A 16,463-nucleotide genomic window follows, 5' to 3' on the forward strand; every position below is an offset into this window, starting at 1 on the left:
CACGGACCTAGGCACCGGGAGACGAGCCGTCGGCGGCCTTCGACACTGAGCGGGCCTGTCGTGCCCGGTCGAGGAGAACGAGGGGCACAGCAGCCGCGGCAAGGGTGGCTCCGATCAAGCAGACCGAGGTGAGAGCGGCCTCTCGTGTGAGTGAGGCGGCTGCGAGGACGGGGGTGATGCTGATGCCCAATTGGAATGCCGACACGGTGGTAGCGCCGGCGAGGGTCGGCGCATCGGCCGCGACAGCGAAGACGCGTCCGTAGAGGGCGGGGTTCAGCACGAACGCGGCGATGCCGAGCAGGAAAACCGTGGGCACTACCGCCCAGACCTGCTGGATCGCGACAACCATGACGATCGACAGGATCACGATCGCCGATGCGCCGGCAAGGAGTGCGAGGTGAGGGCGCTGGTCGGAGATGCGGCCGCCGATGGACAGACCGACGAAGGCGCCGAGGCCGAAGAGAGCGAGGATCGCCGGTATCCAGACCTCGGGGAGGGCGGTGATGTCTTCGAGCATCGCCGCCAGGTAGTTGAAGGTGATCATGTACGCCGCAGTGGTCAGGATCGTGATGCCGTAGATGCCCCACAGCGCCGGTTTCCGCATGGTGGCAAGCTCCCGCGACACACTCGGCCCGGTGAGCTGGCTGGTTTCTGAGCCGGCGGCGGGGAGTCCGAGGAGACAACCGATGATCCCGGCGACCGTCAGAGCCACAACGCCCCAGAAGCCGCCGCGCCACTGGGTGAAGTGGCTCAGGAGCGTGCCTGCGGGGCCACCCGCGACCATGGCCACGCTGAGCCCGCTGACCACGACTCCGGAAGCGCGGGCGTTCCGGTCCGGTGTCACCAGGCTGATCGCGGTCACCGACGCGACCGCGAAGAAGCCCGCGTAGGCGACACCCGCAACCACCCTGGTCACCAGCAGGACCTGGTAGTTGCCCAGCAACCCGACGACGATACTGGCGGCGAAGAGGCCCTGGGTTGCCACCAGCGAGGTGCGGCGGGGCCAGTGAAGACTGAGCACCGCACATGGTGGCCCGCCGATCACGACACCCAGCGCGAAGGCGGTGATCAGGAACCCGGCTGAAGGGAGCGTGATGTCCAGATCGGCGGCTACCGCCGGCAGTACGCCGGCCAAGAGGAACTCTGCGTTTCCCATGGCGAACAGGCTGAAACCGAGCAGGTAAACGCCGGCAGGCAACCTGTTGGAGCGTCTGTCCCGGGACGCCTCTGCGGTGGTGCCGGACATCAGCGCGCACCCCCGACGCCAGGCCGCTCGCCCGAGACGGCAGCGGACAGCTCCCCGTCGAGCAGCCAGGCGGCCATGCTGAGGGCGGTGGTCGAGCCCGCGCCCGCGGCGGCGGCGACCTGGGCTCGCGGATTGACCACGTTCCCGGCGTGAGGCACTGGGCGAGGCGCCACGAAGATGGCCCCACACGCGAATGTCTCGCCGTCGTCGAGTCGCAGATCGAACGTGCCGTCCGGCGCGCGGCGCGCATCGACCACCGATCCCGGCAGCAGCGTCCCGCCGTAACGAGTCACCTCCTCCCGCCCCCGGGCCACGAACTCTCTCGGCGCCATGCCGTCCCGGGTCAGGTACCCGCGCATGTGGTCGGCGGGCCCGTTCCCGGGCTCGCCGCCGTCAACGACCAGAGTCGCGAACTGCGCCCTCGCGGGCACGACTCCGGCCGACAGGCCGGGAGCCCCACCGCCGATGATGATGGTGTCCCCCAGCGCCTGAGCCGCCGATCCGCTCGTTGCGTGCGTTGTTGTGTCCATTCGGATCACCTCCACCGAGAGGGTCGGCACCGCCGACCGCTTTCGACAAAGACCGTTGCCGATTCCGGGACACATTGGGGAGACTGCCTCCCATGGACGACCAGCCGAGCGTCGATGCCGTGATCGAGCAGATCGCTCCCCGGCTGCGGCGCGCCCGCGAGAAGAAGGGCGTCAGCCTGGCCGACCTCGCGCGAGCCACTGGCATCTCGACCAGCACGCTGTCCCGACTGGAATCAGCTCAGCGCAAGCCAAGCCTCGAGCTCCTCCTGCCGATCACCGCGGCGCTCGGCATCCCCCTCGACGACATCGTTGCTGCGCCCCGCATACTCGACCCTCGCGTGCCACAGCACCCCACCAGGAAAGACGGCCGCGTGCTGATCCCGTTGTCGCGGCAACAGGGAGAGCCACGCGCATACAAGATGATCATCCCCGCGCACGACGAACAGCCCCACCTGCGGACGCACGCAGGATACGAATGGCTCTATGTGCTCCGCGGACGACTCCGCGTAAAACTGGGCGATCACGATTTCACCATGGGAGCCGGTGAAGCTGCCGAGTTCGACTGCCACATTCCGCACTGGTTCGGCGCCGCGGGACGCGGCAGCGTCGAAGTGCTCAGCCTCTTCGGAAAACAGGGCGAACGCATCCACCTCCGCACTCCGCGGCGTTGATGCACAGGAGCACCGAGAACGTGTCAGCCGTGAGCCGCCAGTCAGCCGATAGGCGGACGCGGACGAGATCCGTGTAAACGCGCGAACCGTACAGCCGCCAAAGCGGCCAAGCCGCCCGTCTCCCGACGTCACGACCCGATTACCGGCCCTGGAACACCACCCACACCGGCCCCGGCGCGAACCGCAACGGGTCGCCGCCCGGCGTCGTGAACTCCGTGCCGTCGTCCTCCGACGGGCGCGACCACTCGGCCGGGTACGCCCGGCCGTCCCGCAGCACCGTCGCCGTGCCCTCGCCGACGGTCTCCGTGTACGGGGAGAAGACGCCCTGCACGTCGTGGAACTCCGACTCGCGGACCGTGACGTCCTGCACGATGACGGTCGCGGGCTCGGCGTCGGTCTCCTCGCCGTCGAGCGAGACCTGCCACCGCTCGTCCCCCGCCGACCACGCGAAGGAGAAGCTCGCCGCCGGGTAGGACACCTCGTACTCCCGCGCCGCCTCGCCGCCCCGCCCCGGCGCGTCGCCGAAGCGGAACCCGATGTCCGCCGCGTCGCTGGCGTCGGGCGCCGTGTCCAGCAGCGCGTCCGGGTCGGCGTACAGGTTGTACGGCGCCGGGCGGTCCCCGTGGCGCTCGTACGCGTCGCCCGCGACGCTCGGCGGCACCAGGGAGACCTCGCCGTCCGCCGCCGTCTCGTCGTAGAGCCCCTGGAGCTTGCTGTTGATGCCGGAGTAGGCGAACGCCGGGTCGCCGAACTGCTCCAGCAGCTCCAGGTCCGACTCCCGGCCGCTGCGGACCGGGCCTATCTCCTCGGGCAGCTCCCCGGAGTACACCGCCAGGAAGCGGCTCAGGCCGCCCTCCACCGGCTCGACGTAGACGATGTCGGCGTCGCCCAGCCCGGTCTGCGGTCGCGCCGGCCCCGCGTTGTCGATCTTGATCGCGAGCACAGGCTCCGGGCCCTCGCCGGTCTCAAGGCCCGTGAACGGCGACACCTCGCCGTCGCGGTCGCTCCCCGATCCGGTCCCGCCCCCGCCTCCGCCCCCGCCGCCCTCGTCGTCGTCCGTGCACCCACCCAGCAGCCCGGCCAGTCCCACCGCCGCCACGACCAGCCCCGTCGCGGCGGCGCTGCGTATTCTTCGTCGTTTTCGCCTCATGTTGTCGTCACCCCATCACCCCTCGTGCTTCCAGTGCACCACGATTCACGTGCCCACGCATCGCGGGACGATGTCGAAAACGCCGACCCGGCTCCGACGTCCCCTGCGACAGCTACGAAAGCAGCCACACAACAGCTGCGAAAAACCAATGAGGAGTGAGGGCGATGAAGTTCATCATCATGCTGCGCGGGAACCAGGCCGCCTACGACGCCATGAACGGCAAGGCGTCGGACGACTACCCGGCGTGGAGCGAAGGCGATCTGAAGGCGATGTTCGATCACATGGAGGCCATCAACGACGACCTCTCCGAAACCGGCGAGTTCGTCGACGGCCAGGGGCTGGCGGAGCCGAAGCAGGCCAAGCTCGTCACGGCGGCGCCGGACGGCACCCCGGTCGTCTCCGACGGACCGTACGGTGAGACCAAGGAGGTGCTCGCCGGCTACTGGATCGTGGACGTCGAACGCCCCGAGCGCGCCTACGAGATCGCCGCCCGCGCCCACGCCTGCCCCCTGCCGGAGGGCACCCGGCCCGACCCGCCGGTCGTGGTGCAGCCCGTTTCCTCGGCGAAGGAGGCAGGCTACGAGATGTGACGCCTGACCCTTCCCCGACCGAGGGCCTGCTGCGCACCCACGCGCCGCAGGTCCTCGGCGCTCTCGTACGCCGCTACGGGCACTTCGACCTCGCCGAGGACGCCGTGCAGGAGGCGCTGCTGGCCGCCGCCCGGCAGTGGCCCGGTCAGGGAACGCCGGACAACCCGCGCGGCTGGCTGATCAAGGTGGCCTCCCGCCGGCTGACCGACGCGCTGCGCTCCGAGGAGGCCAGGCGCCGCCGCGAGACGGAGGCCGTGGCCCTCGAACCGCCCGGCCCCACCCGCGCGCCCTCGCGGGACGACACGCTCACGCTGCTCTTCCTGTGCTGCCACCCGGCGTTGACCCCGTCCTCGCAGATCGCGCTCACGCTGCGCGCCGTCGGCGGCCTGACCACCGGCGAGATCGCCCGCGCCTTCCTCGTGCCCGAGAAGACCATGGGCCAGCGCATCAGCCGGGCCAAACGCGCCATCAGGCAGACGGGCGGGCGCTTCACCCAGCCCACGGGACCGGAGCGCGGCGCACGGCTCGCGGCCGTGCTGAGGGCGCTGTACCTGATATTCAACGAGGGCTACACCGCCACCTCCGGCGCCGTCCTGCAGCGGATCGAGCTGGCGGCGGAGGCGATCCGGCTGACGCGCGCGGTCCGGGAACTGCTCCCGGACGACGGCGAGGTGGCCGGGCTGCTCGCGCTGATGCTGCTGACCCACGCCCGCCGCGCCGCCCGCGCCGACGCGGACGGCAACCTGGTGCCGCTGGAGGAGCAGGACCGGACGCTGTGGGACCGCGACCAGATCGCGGAGGGCGTCGCCCTCGTCTCCGCCGCCCTCACCACCTCCCGGCCCGGCCCGTACCAGCTCCAGGCGGCCATCGCCGCCGTCCACGACGAGGCCGAGCGGGCGGCCGACACCGACTGGCCGCAGATCCTCGCCCTCTACGACGTGCTGCGGCGCGTCGACCCGGGCCCGGTCGTCGAGCTGAACCGCGCGGTGGCCGTGGCCATGGTCCACGGCCCGCACGCCGGCCTGACCCTGCTGGAGGACCTGGCCGGCGACCCCCGCCTCACCGAACACCACCGGCTCCACGCCGTCCGCGCCCACCTCCTGGAACGCGCGGGCGAGCGCGAGGCCGCACGCGAGGCGTACCGGCTGGCGGCGGGCCACACGCTCAGCGCTCCGGAGCGGCGCTATCTGCAGCTGCGTGCGGCCCGCCTGAGGGAAAAGGACTGACGTCCTAGCGGACGACGTTCGACTGGACCTCGGTCACCGGGATCGCCCTCTCCTGCCACTGACTGTTCAAGGTGTCGGGCGCGCCGGGGATGTCGACGGGCGCGCCGTTGTCCTCGTAGCTCACGTCGTAGACGAGGCGGGCGCGGGCCGGGTAGCCGCCGTCGCCGGAGACGCGCTCGTACGTGTGGGCGCAGGCATCGCTCTTGGTGGTGGCGAAGGAGCAGGTGATGGTGTCACTGCCGTCCCCGGGGTCGACCTCCAGATGGTCGGGCTGCGCGATGGCGACCAGTCCGAACGCCGAGCTGCCCTCAAGGTTCCCGGACGGTGCGTCATCGGCCCACAGCCAGGTCTCGATGTAGATCACGGCCTCACCCGGCGGGTTGAACGCCAGCGTGAATGAGGGCGCGTCGAGCTCCCCGAACGCGGTCTCGGCCTGCTCTTCGAGGGGCGGCTCCTCGACCTCGTTCTCCCAGGTGAAGTCCTGGTAGGTGATGTTGCCATTGGCGTCTTCGCACCACCGGAAGATGTAGTTGCCGGCGTCCGGTGAAGGGGGGTCGGGCCACTTGGAGGTGTCCTCAAACCCGAACGGCGGGTCGTTCTCCCAGCAGGCGTTCTCCCCTTGGCAGTAGTACTCGTGGTGGCCGGGATTAGCCGCCGTGTAGGCGTCGAGGTGGTCGCACGTCGGCTCTGCGCTGCCTCCGCCGCCGCTGCCCCCGCTGCCGCCCGAGCTCTCGCCGCCGGGGTCCGTGACACAGATGGTTACATCACCGCCCCCGTCCTCCACGTACTCTCCGTCTCCGCAGTCGCGCTCGGCGGCGGCCCTCTCGGTGGTGACCACGACAGCCGTCAGGACAAGGAGAGCACTCGCGGCTGACAGCGTCAGAAGCCGGATGAGGGACGGTATAGGGGACAAACGGTTCACTCGCATGCGATCGTCGCCTCCTCTTCAGGGAGCCTTCTGCTGATCAGCCAGCTGTCGCCGGACCGTTCAGCGGCCATGGCGTAGGGGTGCGGCTTCAGGAGGTCGTCCGGGACAGCGTCGGGAAGAACCTCGCCGTTCCGTAGCAGCTGCCAGCCGTCCTCGTTCTTGCAGGCTTCGATGCGTGCGGTGTCCCCGGTGACCTCGACCGTCACGTCCGTGATGGTGGGCTCTCCCCGGCGATAGACGCCGTCCTCCCGGAGGGGCTGCAATCGTGCGCCCTCCTGCTGCACCAGCATCTCAGTCGCGATGCCGTCGTAGAGGGAGAAGTCCAGCTCCTCGCTGTTCTCCAATTCAATGCGCGCGTCCCAGTACTCCTGATACAGCTGCTCCAGGGCGGCGACATCCGCGCTGTTCTCGTCGTCGTCCCCAGGGCTTTCCCCGGTCGGCTCAGGGGAGTCGCTCTGGGCTCCCTCGATCGGCTCGCCGTCCTCACCCTCGGAGGAGCAGCCCGCGACCGTCCCCGCCAACGCCAACAGGGCGGCTCCGGCCACGAGTCCGGTTCGGATGCGTCCACTACTCAGCCTCGTGCTCACGCGCGTCACCATAGCCGCCCGGGTGGTCGGCGCGGGAGCAGAAAAGGGGTGACCGTAGCGCGGTCGTGACAGGGGGGAGACAACCGCGCGGCTGTCTCCCCCTCGTCCTGCCCGCTGTCAGCGAACGACGTTCGACTGGACCTCGGTCACGGGGACGGCCGTCTCCTGCCAGGGGCTTTCGAAGGTGTCGGGCGCGCCGGGGATGTCGATGGGCGCGCCGTCGTCCTCGAACGAGACGTCGTAGACGAGGCGGGCGCGGGCCGGGTAGCCGCCGTCGCCGCTCGCACGCTCGTAGGCGTAGGTGCACTCGTCGCTCTCGCTGGTGACGAAGTCACACGTGATGATGTCGCTGCCGTCGCCAGGGTCGACCTCCATGTGGTCGGGCTGGGCGATGGCGACCAGGCCGAACGCCGAGCTGCCCTCAAGGTTCCCGGAGGGAGCGCCCTCAGCCCACCACCAGGTGTCGATGTAGATGACGGACTCCTCCGGCGGGCTGAACGCCAGCTCGAAGGCGGGTGCGTTGAGCTGGCCGAACGCAATCTGAGCCTGCTCTTCGAGTGGCGGCTCGGTGGGCAAGTTCGTCCAGGTGTAGTCCTCAAAGACGATGTCGCCGTTGGGGCCGACGCAGTACTTGTAGACGTAGTCCCCGGCGTTCTCCGAGGGCGGCTCCGGGTACTCGCTCGGCTCCACCCCCGCAGGCGGGTTGTTCCACCAGCAGGCGTTCTGCCCCTCGCAGAACCAGTCGGTGGCACCGGGCCATTGCGTCTGGAGGGCCTCCACGTTGCAGGGGGGCTCCTCGTTGCCGCCCCCGCCGCTGGCGCCTCCGCTGCCACCGCCGCTCGGATTCTCCTCACCGGGTCGCTCGTCGCAGTAGACAAGGCTGCTGCCCGGGCCGTCGCACATGCTGGGCTGGGCGGTGGCCTGCTCAGCGGTAACCACGACGGCTATCAGCAGGAGGAGAGCGCTCGCCGCGGTCAGCGCCAGAATCCGGACGCTGGAAGGTATGTGGGAAGACAGGTTCACCCGCATGTGATGGTCGCCTCCTCTTTCGGGAGCGATGTTCTGCTGATCAACCAGCTGTCGGCGGACCGCTCGGCAGCCACGAGGTACGGGTGCGGCGCCAGAAGGGTTTCCGGGACCGCGTCAGGGATCACGTCGCCGTTTTGAACCACGTCCCAGCCCTCCTCGCTCTTGCAGGCTTCGATGCGGGCGGTGTCCCCGGTCACCTCAACCGTCACGTCCGTGATGGTGGGCTCGCCCTGGCGGTAGATGCCGTCGTTTCGGAACTGCTGGAGCTGCGTCCCCTCCTGCTCCACCACGGCACTGGTCGTGATGCCGTCGTAGTGGGAGAAGTCGAGCTCCTCGGTGTTCTCCAGTTCGATCCGGGCGTCCCAGTACTCCTGGTACAGCCGCTCCAGGGCGGCGACGTCCGCGCTGTTGTCGTCGTCTTCGGGGCTCTGGCTCGGATCGGGGGAGTTGGTCTGCGCTCCCTCGATCGGCTCGCCGCCTTCGTCTTCGGAGGAGGAGCAGCCCGTGACCGTCCCCGTCAACGCCAACAGTGCGAAACCGGCCACCAGTCCGGTCCTGAACCGTAGCTTTCGCGTCAACGTGATGCTCTTCACGCGCGACACCCTAGCCCGAGCCGCTGACAGCGAGGGAGACCCATCTTCACGTCCGTGCCAGGGTCGTGACAAAGCCATGACGGTGTCCTAGCTTCCCAGTGTCCGTAATTCCGAAGTGTGTTCGAAATATCGGGCAAATCATAGGAGCCGCTATGACCCCCACACCAACCCCCACACAACGGCGGCGACGGCGCCGCCTGCTGACCGCCTTGCTGGCCGGCGTCGTCGGCTGCGCGGTCGCGCTGCTGGCCCCCGGCGGGGCGACCGCCAACGCCGAGCGCGCCGCCGAGTCGACCACGACCGCCGCCGCCGGAGATCCGGCCCCCACCGCGGCGTTCACCAACCCCGTCGTGCCGGGGCCCAACGCCGCCGACCCGTCGATCGTGTACCACGAGGGCGCGTACTACCACATCGCCACCACCTGGGCCTCGCACTGGGAGATCCGCACCGCCCCCACCCTCGGCGGGCTCGCCTCCGCCGAGCCGGTCACGATCTACGAGGAGACCGAGCCCAGCCGCTGCTGCAACTTCTGGGCGCCGGAGCTGCACCTGCTCGACGGGCCCAACGGCCAGCGCTGGTACATCACCTACAGCGCGGGCGTCGCCGAGAACATCGACCACCAGAACGTCCACGTGCTGGAGAGTGAGGGCACCGACCCGATGGGCCCGTACCACTACAGGGGCCAGGCCGACCCGTACGGCGACGACCGCTGGATGATCGACAGCACCTACCTGACCGCCGACGACGGCAGCCTGTACATGCTCTACTCCTTCTGGGAGGGCACGCAGAACCTCTACGTCGCCCCGATGGAGAACCCCTGGACGCCGTCCGCGCCGGGCGTGCGCATCGCCACGCCCACCCACGACTGGGAGATGTCCGGCGCCGGGGTCAACGAGGGCCCGGCCGTCCTCAAGCACGACGGGCGGACCTTCGTCACCTTCTCCGCCTCGCACTGCGACACCCCGGACTACAAGCTGGGGCTGCTGGAGCTGACGGGCGACCCGATGGACCCGGGCGCCTGGACCAAGTTCCCCGACCCGGTCTTCGAGCGCAACGACGCTGCGGGCGTCTACGGGCCGGGCCACAACCAGTTCTTCACCTCCCCCGACGGCACCGAGACCTGGGTCGTCTACCACGCCAACTCCTCGCCCGACGACGGCTGCGGCAGCTCACGCACGACCCGCGCGCAGCCCATCACCTGGAACGAGAACGGCACGCCGGACTTCGGCGTGCCGGCGGCACCGGGCGAGGAACTGCCGGGCCCCTCCGGCGAGTAGCCGAGCAGGCGAGCAGGCGACTCGGCCGCTCGTCACCGTCCGCCCGGAACAACCCCGACCCCGGCACCCCAGGGTGCCGGGGTCAGGTCTTCTCATCCGTACCGGGCGAGGAAGCGGCGGATCTCCGCCTGGCTGGCCTGGGTGGCCAGGCCTCCCCAGTTGTGGTCGAAGTCGTGGTCGGTGAAGGGGAAGTACCGGGCCCGGTGCGGCACCCCGCTGGCCTCCAGGGCCTCGGCGAGGGCACGCGCCTGCGCGGGCGGCACCAGGTGGTCGCTCTCGCCGGTGAGCATCAGCGTCGGCGGATCGTCGGGCGTGACGTGGCGGACGGGGGAGGCGGCGGCGTACCGCTCCGGGTACTCCTCGGGTCCGCCGCCGGTCAGCGCGGTCAGCGTGTCGCGGGCCGTGGCGTTGTCCCCACCGTCGAAGAGGGTCAGGTCCGCCCGCCCGAACAGCTCGACGACCGCGCTCACCTGGGGCACCGGCAGCGGGCAGCTCGGCTCGAAGCGGGCGTCGTCGTCCCCGGCGTAGGCGGCCATCATCGCGAGCTGCGCGCCGGCCGAGCGGCCCATCACCGAGATGCGGTCGGGGTCCACGCCGTACCGCTCGGCGTGGGCGGCGACCCACGCCACCGCGCACCGGGCGTCCCGGACCGAGGTCTGCCAGGCGGTGCCCTCGGGGACCTCGCCGACGAGCCGGTAGTCGGCGTCGAAGACGTGGTAGCCCTGCTCGGTGAGCCAGCGGTTCCACTCGGGCGTGGCGCCCCGGTGGCCGGAACGCCACGCCCCGCCGTGCAGCAGCACCACGGCCGGGCGCGGCCCGGGGCGGTCGCTCAGCCACACGTCCAGCCGCAGCCGGTGGCCCTCGGGCTCGGCGTAGGTGACGCTGCGCTCCGGGTCCGGCTCGCCGGCGTTGCGGCTGAACGCGTGGCCGAGGTACGTGCCCAGCGAGACCGGCGCGCGCAGGTCACCCGCCGTGCCGACCAGCGCCATGGTCGGGACGAGCGCGGTCAACGCCGTGACCACGGCGGCCAGCGCCGCGACCACCGCGGCCGGGCGCTGGCCCTCCCGCAGCGCGAGGGCCACCACGAGGAGGGCGGCGAGGCTGAGCACCAGCACGTGGAGCGGGAACGCCCGCAGCAGGCGCGCCGGGCCGCCGGGCCGGGTGTCGAAGAACATCAGGTACGCCAGCACCGCGCCGAGCACCAGCAGCACGGCCGCCGCGACGGCGAGGACGACGGGCATGACGGACGCGACGATCTTCATGCTCCGAGCATGCACCACGGCACCGACAGCGGCGCCCAACGAAGGCGGAGCCCGATGCGGGCTTAATGAAAATGGTTTCCGTTTCTGTATAGTGACCGCATGACTGGCCGCATCTCCCCCCTCGCCACCGTGCTGGTCGGCGGACTCCACGCCGACGCCCGCCGCGCCGCCGTCGAGCGCCTCCTGCGCGCCGTGCCCGGCGCCCTCGCGCTCCACCACGACCTCGCCAACGCCGTCATCGACCGCACCGTCACCCGCACCGCCCGCGACGCGGACGGCCTCCTCGGCCAGGTCCCGGTGCCGCTGGTCAACGACTGCGCCTGCTGCGCGCTGCGCGCCGACATCGTGCCCGAGCTGGTGCGGCTGGCCGAGAGCCCCACCCCGCCGCCGCTGGCCGTCGTCGAGCTGTGGGACTCCGTGGAGCCCCGGCCCATGGCGGAGGTCATCGACCGCCACGCGGGCGAACACGTGCGGCTGGCGGGGGTGGTGACGGCGGTGGACCCGGCTCTGGTGCTGCCCTGCCTCGCCTGCGGCGACGACCTGAGCGAGGCGGGCCTGGCCGCCGCGCCCACCGACCAGCGCACCGTCGGCGACACCTGGGCGCGGCAGCTGGAGTACGCCCCGCTGCTGGCGCTCGTCGAGGGCCCGGAGCCGGCCGACGGCGAGGACCGGGCGCTGCTGGCCCAACTCCACCCCACCGCACGCCACGTGGCCGTCCGCGACCCGGCGTTCCCCGCCGCCGCCATGGCGGGCTTCGACGTGGAGGAGGCCGCCGCACGCCACCACCCGGCGTGCGCGCAGCTGCCGCAGGAGGCGTACGAGGCGGGCGTCACGACGCTGGTGTGGCGGCACCGGCGGCCCTTCCACCCCGGGAGGCTGTACGCCGCGCTCCCCGAGCTGACGTGCGCGGCGCCGCGCAGCCGCGGGCGCTTCTGGCTGGCCGACCGGCCCGACACGCTGCTGGCCTGGGAGTCGGCGGGCGGCGCGCTGTGCGTCGACCCCGCCGGCCCGTGGCTGGCCGCGCTGCCCGACGCGGCCTGGGAACTGGTGCCGCCGGTGCGCCGGGCCGCCGCATCGCTGGACTGGGAGCCGGAGTTCGGCGACCGGGTCCAGCACCTGGTCTTCATCGGCCCGGCGCTCGACGCCGACGGGCTGCGCGCGCTGCTCGCCTCCTGCCTGCTCACCGACGCCGAGTACGCGGCGGGGCGGCAGGCGTGGCGCGGAATCGGCTCCGCGTTCGACGAGTTGCTGGATCCCGTTTTCTGATCCGTTTCCTGATCGCCCCGGGGGGCAGGGAACCCGTCGGCCACGCCATCCGTCGAATCGTTGGACCTCCGCGGGGAGGCGGGCGGTCACCGGACCGGCAGTGATGGGGTGGCGACACCGTGTCGTGCACGTGCATTGTCCCGTGCATATGCACTTGAACAGAGTTATGATCGGTGTCAGTTGGGTTCCATGACTACGAGTGGGACTCGTGTTGCATCACTTGCACAGCACTTGCACCACTCGCACGACCCGGGAGACACAAGTGCCCGACGCGTACAACGGCATGGCCGCACACGAAATCCGGGGTGTGAGGTGGTTGAAGAGCAGCCACAGCAACTCGCAGGGCACATGTGCGGAACTGGCCAAACTCCCCAGTGGCGAGGTGGCGATACGCAACTCCCGCTTTCCCGAAGGCCCCGCGCTGATATACACCCGGGCCGAGGTCGAGGCGCTGCTGCGCGGCGTGAAGGACGGAGAGTTCGACCACCTCATCGCCTGAGCTCGCTCAGGCCTTTCCAGGGCAGATCCCGAGACAGAACCAGACGGATCCAGATCAGAGCTTGAAGACCGCCCAGACGATCTTGCCGCGCCGTTCGCCGGTGAGAGGGCGCCAGCCCCAGCTGTCGCTGAAGCAGTCCACGAGGTGCAGCCCGCGCCCGGACTCGGCCACGGGATCGGCCACGCCGTCCGGCCCGGTCTTCGTCGGCTCCGCCTCGCTGTCGTCCCGCACGGCACATATCAGCCGCCGGGCGTAGCGCATCAACTCAAGCTCGACAACGGGGCCTTCGCCGTTCCGGCCATTCCTGCGGCGATCCACGCCGTGCCGCAGGGCGTTCGTCACCAGCTCGGAGACCACCAGCGCCACGGCGTCGAACTGCTCGGGCAGCCGCCAGCCCTGAAGCGTCGCTCGGGTGAACTCGCGCGCGCGGCGCACGGAATCGGGCTGTCCCGGGAGTCCCAGGGTCGCGGTTGACGAGGGGGTCCGCGTGTCGACGGGCGGGAACGATTGCCCTAAATGGTCGAGCATGGGCGTTCCTTTGATCCCCATGACGCGGCACTCCTGGCGTTCGCGGCGGCACTGTATGTTCGCGGAGGGCCGTGGTCCACCGGGGAAGCCCCCCGTCCCCTACCGTCGCCGGGTGTTGAGCGGCAGGGACGTGCTGACGCACCGGTTTCCAGCGCGTAGGACTCATGCTTCCCAACGCTTACGGCAAATGCAAGAGCAGCTGCACGTGCACGAAAAAATTTGATCCATTGTAATCACGCGGGCACCCATCGGAGCCTGGGCGTGGCAGACTTCGCACCGTCGGTCGTGGAGGGCTGTGAGCGCATGAGCACGCATCGGACAGCGGAGCACACGGAACACAGAGAACGCACACATCGCATGGAGCGCACGGAGCCCATGGAGAATGCCGCCGGAGCCGGGTCCGGAGCGGGTGCCGGCAACATCGCCAGCCCCGACAGCGCCCCGGACACGAGCAGCGGATCGATGGTCCGCCGCATCCTGCTGGGGTCCCAACTGCGCCGTCTGCGGGAGGCATGCGGCGTCAGCCGGGAGGACGCCGGGTACGCCATCCGTGCCTCGGAGTCGAAGATCAGCCGGATGGAGCTCGGCCGGGTGAGCTTCAAGCAGCGGGACGTCGCGGACCTGCTCACGCTCTACGGCGTCACCGACGAGGCCGAGCGTGGCCCGCTGCTGGTCCTGGCCAAGTCCTCGGGCAGGGCGGGCTGGTGGCACAGCTACAACGACGTGCTGCCCGGCTGGTTCCAGACATACGTCGGACTTGAGGCGGCGGCGGAACGTATCTGCACCTATGAGGTGCAGTTCGTCCACGGCCTGCTCCAGACGGAGGCGTACGCGCACGCCGTCGTCGTCAGCGGCCACCGGGGCGTGCCGCCGCGCGCCGAGGTGGAGCGGCGCATCGCGCTGCGCCTCGAACGCCAGAAGCTGCTCTTCTCCGAGCACTCGCCCCGGCTGCACTGCGTCCTGGACGAGGCCGCGCTGCGCCGCCCCTACGGCGGTCGCGAGGTCATGGACGAGCAGCTGCGGACGCTGCTGGAGTTCTCGGAGTTCCCGAGGGTCACCCTCCAGGTGGCGCCGTTCTCGCACGGCGGCCACGTGGCGGAGTCCGGGGCGTTCACGCTGCTGCGCTTCTCCGAGGACGAACTCTCCGACCTCGTCTACCTGGAGCAGCTCACCGGCGCCCTCTACCTCGACAAGCACGACGAGGTCGCCTCCTACCAGCGCGTCCTCGACGGCCTGGCCCGTGCGGCGCTCGGCCCGGAGGAGACCAGGGACCTGCTCAGCGAGCTCCGCCGATCGCTGTAGCCGCGCGGCCGGGCGCGGGCGGGCCGCCGCTCAGCCGCGTTCGGCCGCCTCAGCCGAACGGGTTCTCCATCCCGTCCGGCAGCACCTCCACGCTGCGCCGGCCCTCGCCCGCCATCACGTACGCGCCGCCCTCCAGGCGTTCGATCAGGCCACGGGTCCACTCCGCGCTGCTCACGGCGTTGTGGATCCACAGCCGCATGATCTCCCCGATGTGTCCCCACTCGGCGGGCGTGGCCTGCGGGGTCCAGTGCTTCTCGACCTCCTCGCGCCAGAGCTCCAGCGCGGCCACGCGCTCCCGCAGGAGCGCGATCGCCTCCTCGCGCGGGAGGTCCACGATGAAGCCGACGCCGCTGGTCAGCACGTCGATGCGCTGGTCGTGCTGGCGCAACGACTCGCGCAGCAGCTCCAGATACGTCTCCTCGCCCGCCTCCGTCAGCTCGTACTCGGTGCGCGGCGGCCCGCCGGCCGGGCTGGGGGCGGTCTCGTGGGCGAGCAGCAGGCCCTGCTTCGCCATCTGCTTCAGCGCGTGGTAGATCGAGCCGGGCTTGGCGTTCGACCACTGGTGCGCGCCCCAGAACTCCAGGTCGTTCCGCACCTGATACCCGTGCGCCCGCCCGTGCTGGCGCACCGCGCCCAGCACGAGTAGTCGCATCACCGACACGTGGCGCCTCTCTCCTTCGCACTGACCCCTGGGGGCGGAGCCCTACCAGTCTCCCATCCCCGCCACTCATCAAGTTTGACTACCGCCCCTTCGCCACCCTACGCTGTCGCGCTAATCAAACTTGACTAATACCCGGGGAGGGAGCCCGCGTGACCCACGCGATCATCGCCGAGGGCCTGACCAAGACCTACGCCCAGCGCCGGCGCCAGCCGCCCCCCGCGCTGGACGGCTTCGACCTCGCCGTCGCGCACGGCAGCGTCCACGGCCTGCTCGGCCCCAACGGCGCCGGAAAGACAACCGCCGTCCGCATCCTCACCACCCTCCTCCGCCCCACCTCGGGCCGCGCCGAGGTCGCCGGCCTCGACGTGACCCGCCACCCCGACGACGTCCGCTACCGCATCGGCCTCCTCGGCCAGCACGCCGCGCTCGACGAGGAGTTGAGCTCCCGGCAGAACCTCGACCTCTTCGGGCGCCTCTACCACCTCGGCGGCCCCGGCGCCGCCCGCCGCGCCACCGAGCTGCTGGAGCGCTTCGACCTCGCCGACGCCGGCGACAAGCCCGTCAAGCACTTCAGCGGCGGCATGCGCCGCCGCCTCGACCTCGCCGCCAGCCTCATCACCCGCCCCCAGGTGCTCTTCCTCGACGAGCCCACCACCGGCCTCGACCCCCGCGGCCGCACCGAGGTGTGGGAGTCGGTCCGCTCGCTCACCGCCGACGGCACCACCGTGCTGCTCACCACCCAGTACCTGGAGGAGGCCGACCAGCTCGCCGACCGCATCACCGTCATCGACGCCGGCCGCCTCGTCGCCGAGGGAACGCCGGACGAGCTGAAGTCCCGCCTCGGCGGCGACCGCATCGACGTCGTGGTGCGCGACGCCCGCGACCTGCCCCGGGTCGCCGCCCTCCTCGGCGACGGCGGCACCACCGACCCCGACCGGCGGCTGGCCAGCGCCCCGGTCACCGACCGGATGGCCGCCCTGACGGCGACCGTCCGCGCCCTGTCCGACGCCGGCATCGACACCGAGGACATCGCGCTGCGCCGCCCCACCCTCGACGAGGTCTTCCTCCAGCTCACCGACAAGCAGCGAAAGGCGACCGCCGCATGACCAGCCCCACCC

General features: G+C 70.9%; 18 protein-coding genes. 8 read left to right on the forward strand and 10 right to left on the reverse strand.

What is annotated here, in order from left to right; genetic code table 11:
* Positions 1–7: 7 nt before the first annotated feature.
* Together ACTWQH_RS10745 and ACTWQH_RS10750 are read right to left on the reverse strand one after the other, a co-directional pair.
* Positions 8–1,246, reverse strand: coding sequence for an MFS transporter (locus tag ACTWQH_RS10745; RefSeq protein ID WP_443286199.1), 1,239 nt, complete (start codon positions 1,244–1,246; stop codon positions 8–10).
* A complete protein-coding gene (locus ACTWQH_RS10750; protein WP_443286200.1) occupies positions 1,246–1,776 on the reverse strand; it encodes a hypothetical protein in 531 nt (176 codons plus the stop codon). Before ACTWQH_RS10750 ends, ACTWQH_RS10745 begins: the two co-directional genes overlap by 1 nt.
* 92 nt (positions 1,777–1,868) lie before the next feature.
* On the opposite strand from ACTWQH_RS10750, the gene ACTWQH_RS10755 reads away from it, so the two are divergent.
* Positions 1,869–2,447, forward strand: a complete 579-nt coding sequence (locus ACTWQH_RS10755) for a helix-turn-helix domain-containing protein (RefSeq protein WP_443286201.1) — start codon at positions 1,869–1,871, stop codon at positions 2,445–2,447.
* 139 nt (positions 2,448–2,586) lie between these two features.
* On the opposite strand, the gene ACTWQH_RS10760 is transcribed toward ACTWQH_RS10755, so the two are convergent.
* Positions 2,587–3,597, reverse strand: coding sequence for a DUF3048 domain-containing protein (locus ACTWQH_RS10760; protein WP_443286202.1), 1,011 nt, complete (start codon positions 3,595–3,597; stop codon positions 2,587–2,589).
* Positions 3,598–3,761: 164 nt separating this feature from the next.
* Here ACTWQH_RS10760 and ACTWQH_RS10765 point away from each other — a divergent pair, with 164 nt between their 5' ends.
* The gene (locus ACTWQH_RS10765) at positions 3,762–4,187 is read left to right on the forward strand and encodes a YciI family protein (RefSeq protein ID WP_443286203.1); all 426 of its coding nucleotides are present in this window, start codon (positions 3,762–3,764) and stop codon (positions 4,185–4,187) included.
* Positions 4,184–5,413, forward strand: coding sequence for an RNA polymerase sigma factor (locus ACTWQH_RS10770; RefSeq protein WP_443286204.1), 1,230 nt, complete (start codon positions 4,184–4,186; stop codon positions 5,411–5,413). Before ACTWQH_RS10765 ends, ACTWQH_RS10770 begins: the two co-directional genes overlap by 4 nt.
* 4 nt (positions 5,414–5,417) lie before the next feature.
* Here ACTWQH_RS10770 and ACTWQH_RS10775 read toward each other — a convergent pair whose 3' ends face one another.
* The 4 genes from ACTWQH_RS10775 to ACTWQH_RS10790 all read right to left on the reverse strand — a co-directional run bounded on the left by ACTWQH_RS10775 (position 5,418) and on the right by ACTWQH_RS10790 (position 8,550).
* On the reverse strand, positions 5,418–6,251 hold the full coding sequence (locus ACTWQH_RS10775) for a hypothetical protein (RefSeq protein WP_443286205.1): 834 nt from the start codon (positions 6,249–6,251) through the stop codon (positions 5,418–5,420).
* A gap of 80 nt (positions 6,252–6,331) precedes the next feature.
* Positions 6,332–6,928 carry a hypothetical protein gene (locus ACTWQH_RS10780; RefSeq protein WP_443286206.1) on the reverse strand — a complete coding sequence of 199 codons (597 nt, stop codon included), beginning with the start codon at positions 6,926–6,928 and terminating at the stop codon, positions 6,332–6,334.
* Positions 6,929–7,045: 117 nt separating this feature from the next.
* Positions 7,046–7,957, reverse strand: a complete 912-nt coding sequence (locus ACTWQH_RS10785) for a hypothetical protein (RefSeq protein WP_443286207.1) — start codon at positions 7,955–7,957, stop codon at positions 7,046–7,048.
* Positions 7,948–8,550 (reverse strand): hypothetical protein, encoded by a 603-nt coding sequence (locus ACTWQH_RS10790; protein WP_443286208.1) that lies wholly within the window; start codon positions 8,548–8,550, stop codon positions 7,948–7,950. The genes ACTWQH_RS10785 and ACTWQH_RS10790 overlap by 10 nt, the downstream gene beginning before the upstream one ends.
* 152 nt (positions 8,551–8,702) lie before the next feature.
* On the opposite strand from ACTWQH_RS10790, the gene ACTWQH_RS10795 reads away from it, so the two are divergent.
* Entirely contained in the window at positions 8,703–9,827 is a 1,125-nt protein-coding gene (locus ACTWQH_RS10795) for a glycoside hydrolase family 43 protein (RefSeq protein ID WP_443286209.1), read from the forward strand.
* A 92-nt stretch (positions 9,828–9,919) separates the two neighbouring features.
* Here ACTWQH_RS10795 and ACTWQH_RS10800 read toward each other — a convergent pair whose 3' ends face one another.
* Positions 9,920–11,089, reverse strand: a complete 1,170-nt coding sequence (locus ACTWQH_RS10800) for an alpha/beta hydrolase fold domain-containing protein (RefSeq protein WP_443286210.1) — start codon at positions 11,087–11,089, stop codon at positions 9,920–9,922.
* Between the two features lie 99 nt (positions 11,090–11,188).
* Here ACTWQH_RS10800 and ACTWQH_RS10805 point away from each other — a divergent pair, with 99 nt between their 5' ends.
* Complete coding sequence (locus ACTWQH_RS10805; RefSeq protein WP_443286211.1) at positions 11,189–12,355, forward strand: CobW family GTP-binding protein; 1,167 nt, start codon at positions 11,189–11,191, stop codon at positions 12,353–12,355.
* Between the two features lie 283 nt (positions 12,356–12,638).
* On the forward strand, positions 12,639–12,854 hold the full coding sequence (locus ACTWQH_RS10810; RefSeq protein ID WP_443286218.1) for a DUF397 domain-containing protein: 216 nt from the start codon (positions 12,639–12,641) through the stop codon (positions 12,852–12,854).
* Positions 12,855–12,908: 54 nt separating this feature from the next.
* Here the strand turns inward: ACTWQH_RS10810 and ACTWQH_RS10815 are convergent, their stop codons facing one another.
* Positions 12,909–13,289 carry an ATP-binding protein gene (locus ACTWQH_RS10815; RefSeq protein WP_443286212.1) on the reverse strand — a complete coding sequence of 127 codons (381 nt, stop codon included), beginning with the start codon at positions 13,287–13,289 and terminating at the stop codon, positions 12,909–12,911.
* Between the two features lie 555 nt (positions 13,290–13,844).
* On the opposite strand from ACTWQH_RS10815, the gene ACTWQH_RS10820 reads away from it, so the two are divergent.
* Complete coding sequence (locus tag ACTWQH_RS10820) at positions 13,845–14,684, forward strand: helix-turn-helix domain-containing protein (RefSeq protein WP_443286219.1); 840 nt, start codon at positions 13,845–13,847, stop codon at positions 14,682–14,684.
* Positions 14,685–14,733: 49 nt separating this feature from the next.
* Here ACTWQH_RS10820 and ACTWQH_RS10825 read toward each other — a convergent pair whose 3' ends face one another.
* Positions 14,734–15,345: a PadR family transcriptional regulator gene (locus ACTWQH_RS10825; protein ID WP_443286213.1), complete on the reverse strand. Its 612-nt coding sequence runs from the start codon at positions 15,343–15,345 to the stop codon at positions 14,734–14,736.
* 149 nt (positions 15,346–15,494) lie between these two features.
* On the opposite strand from ACTWQH_RS10825, the gene ACTWQH_RS10830 reads away from it, so the two are divergent.
* A complete protein-coding gene (locus tag ACTWQH_RS10830; RefSeq protein WP_443286214.1) occupies positions 15,495–16,451 on the forward strand; it encodes an ATP-binding cassette domain-containing protein in 957 nt (318 codons plus the stop codon).
* The last annotated feature ends 12 nt before the right edge of the window (positions 16,452–16,463 follow it).

It is taken from the genome of Streptomyces sp. 6N223 (genome assembly GCF_052246635.1).
Taxonomy (GTDB): Bacteria; Actinomycetota; Actinomycetes; order Streptomycetales; family Streptomycetaceae; genus Streptomyces.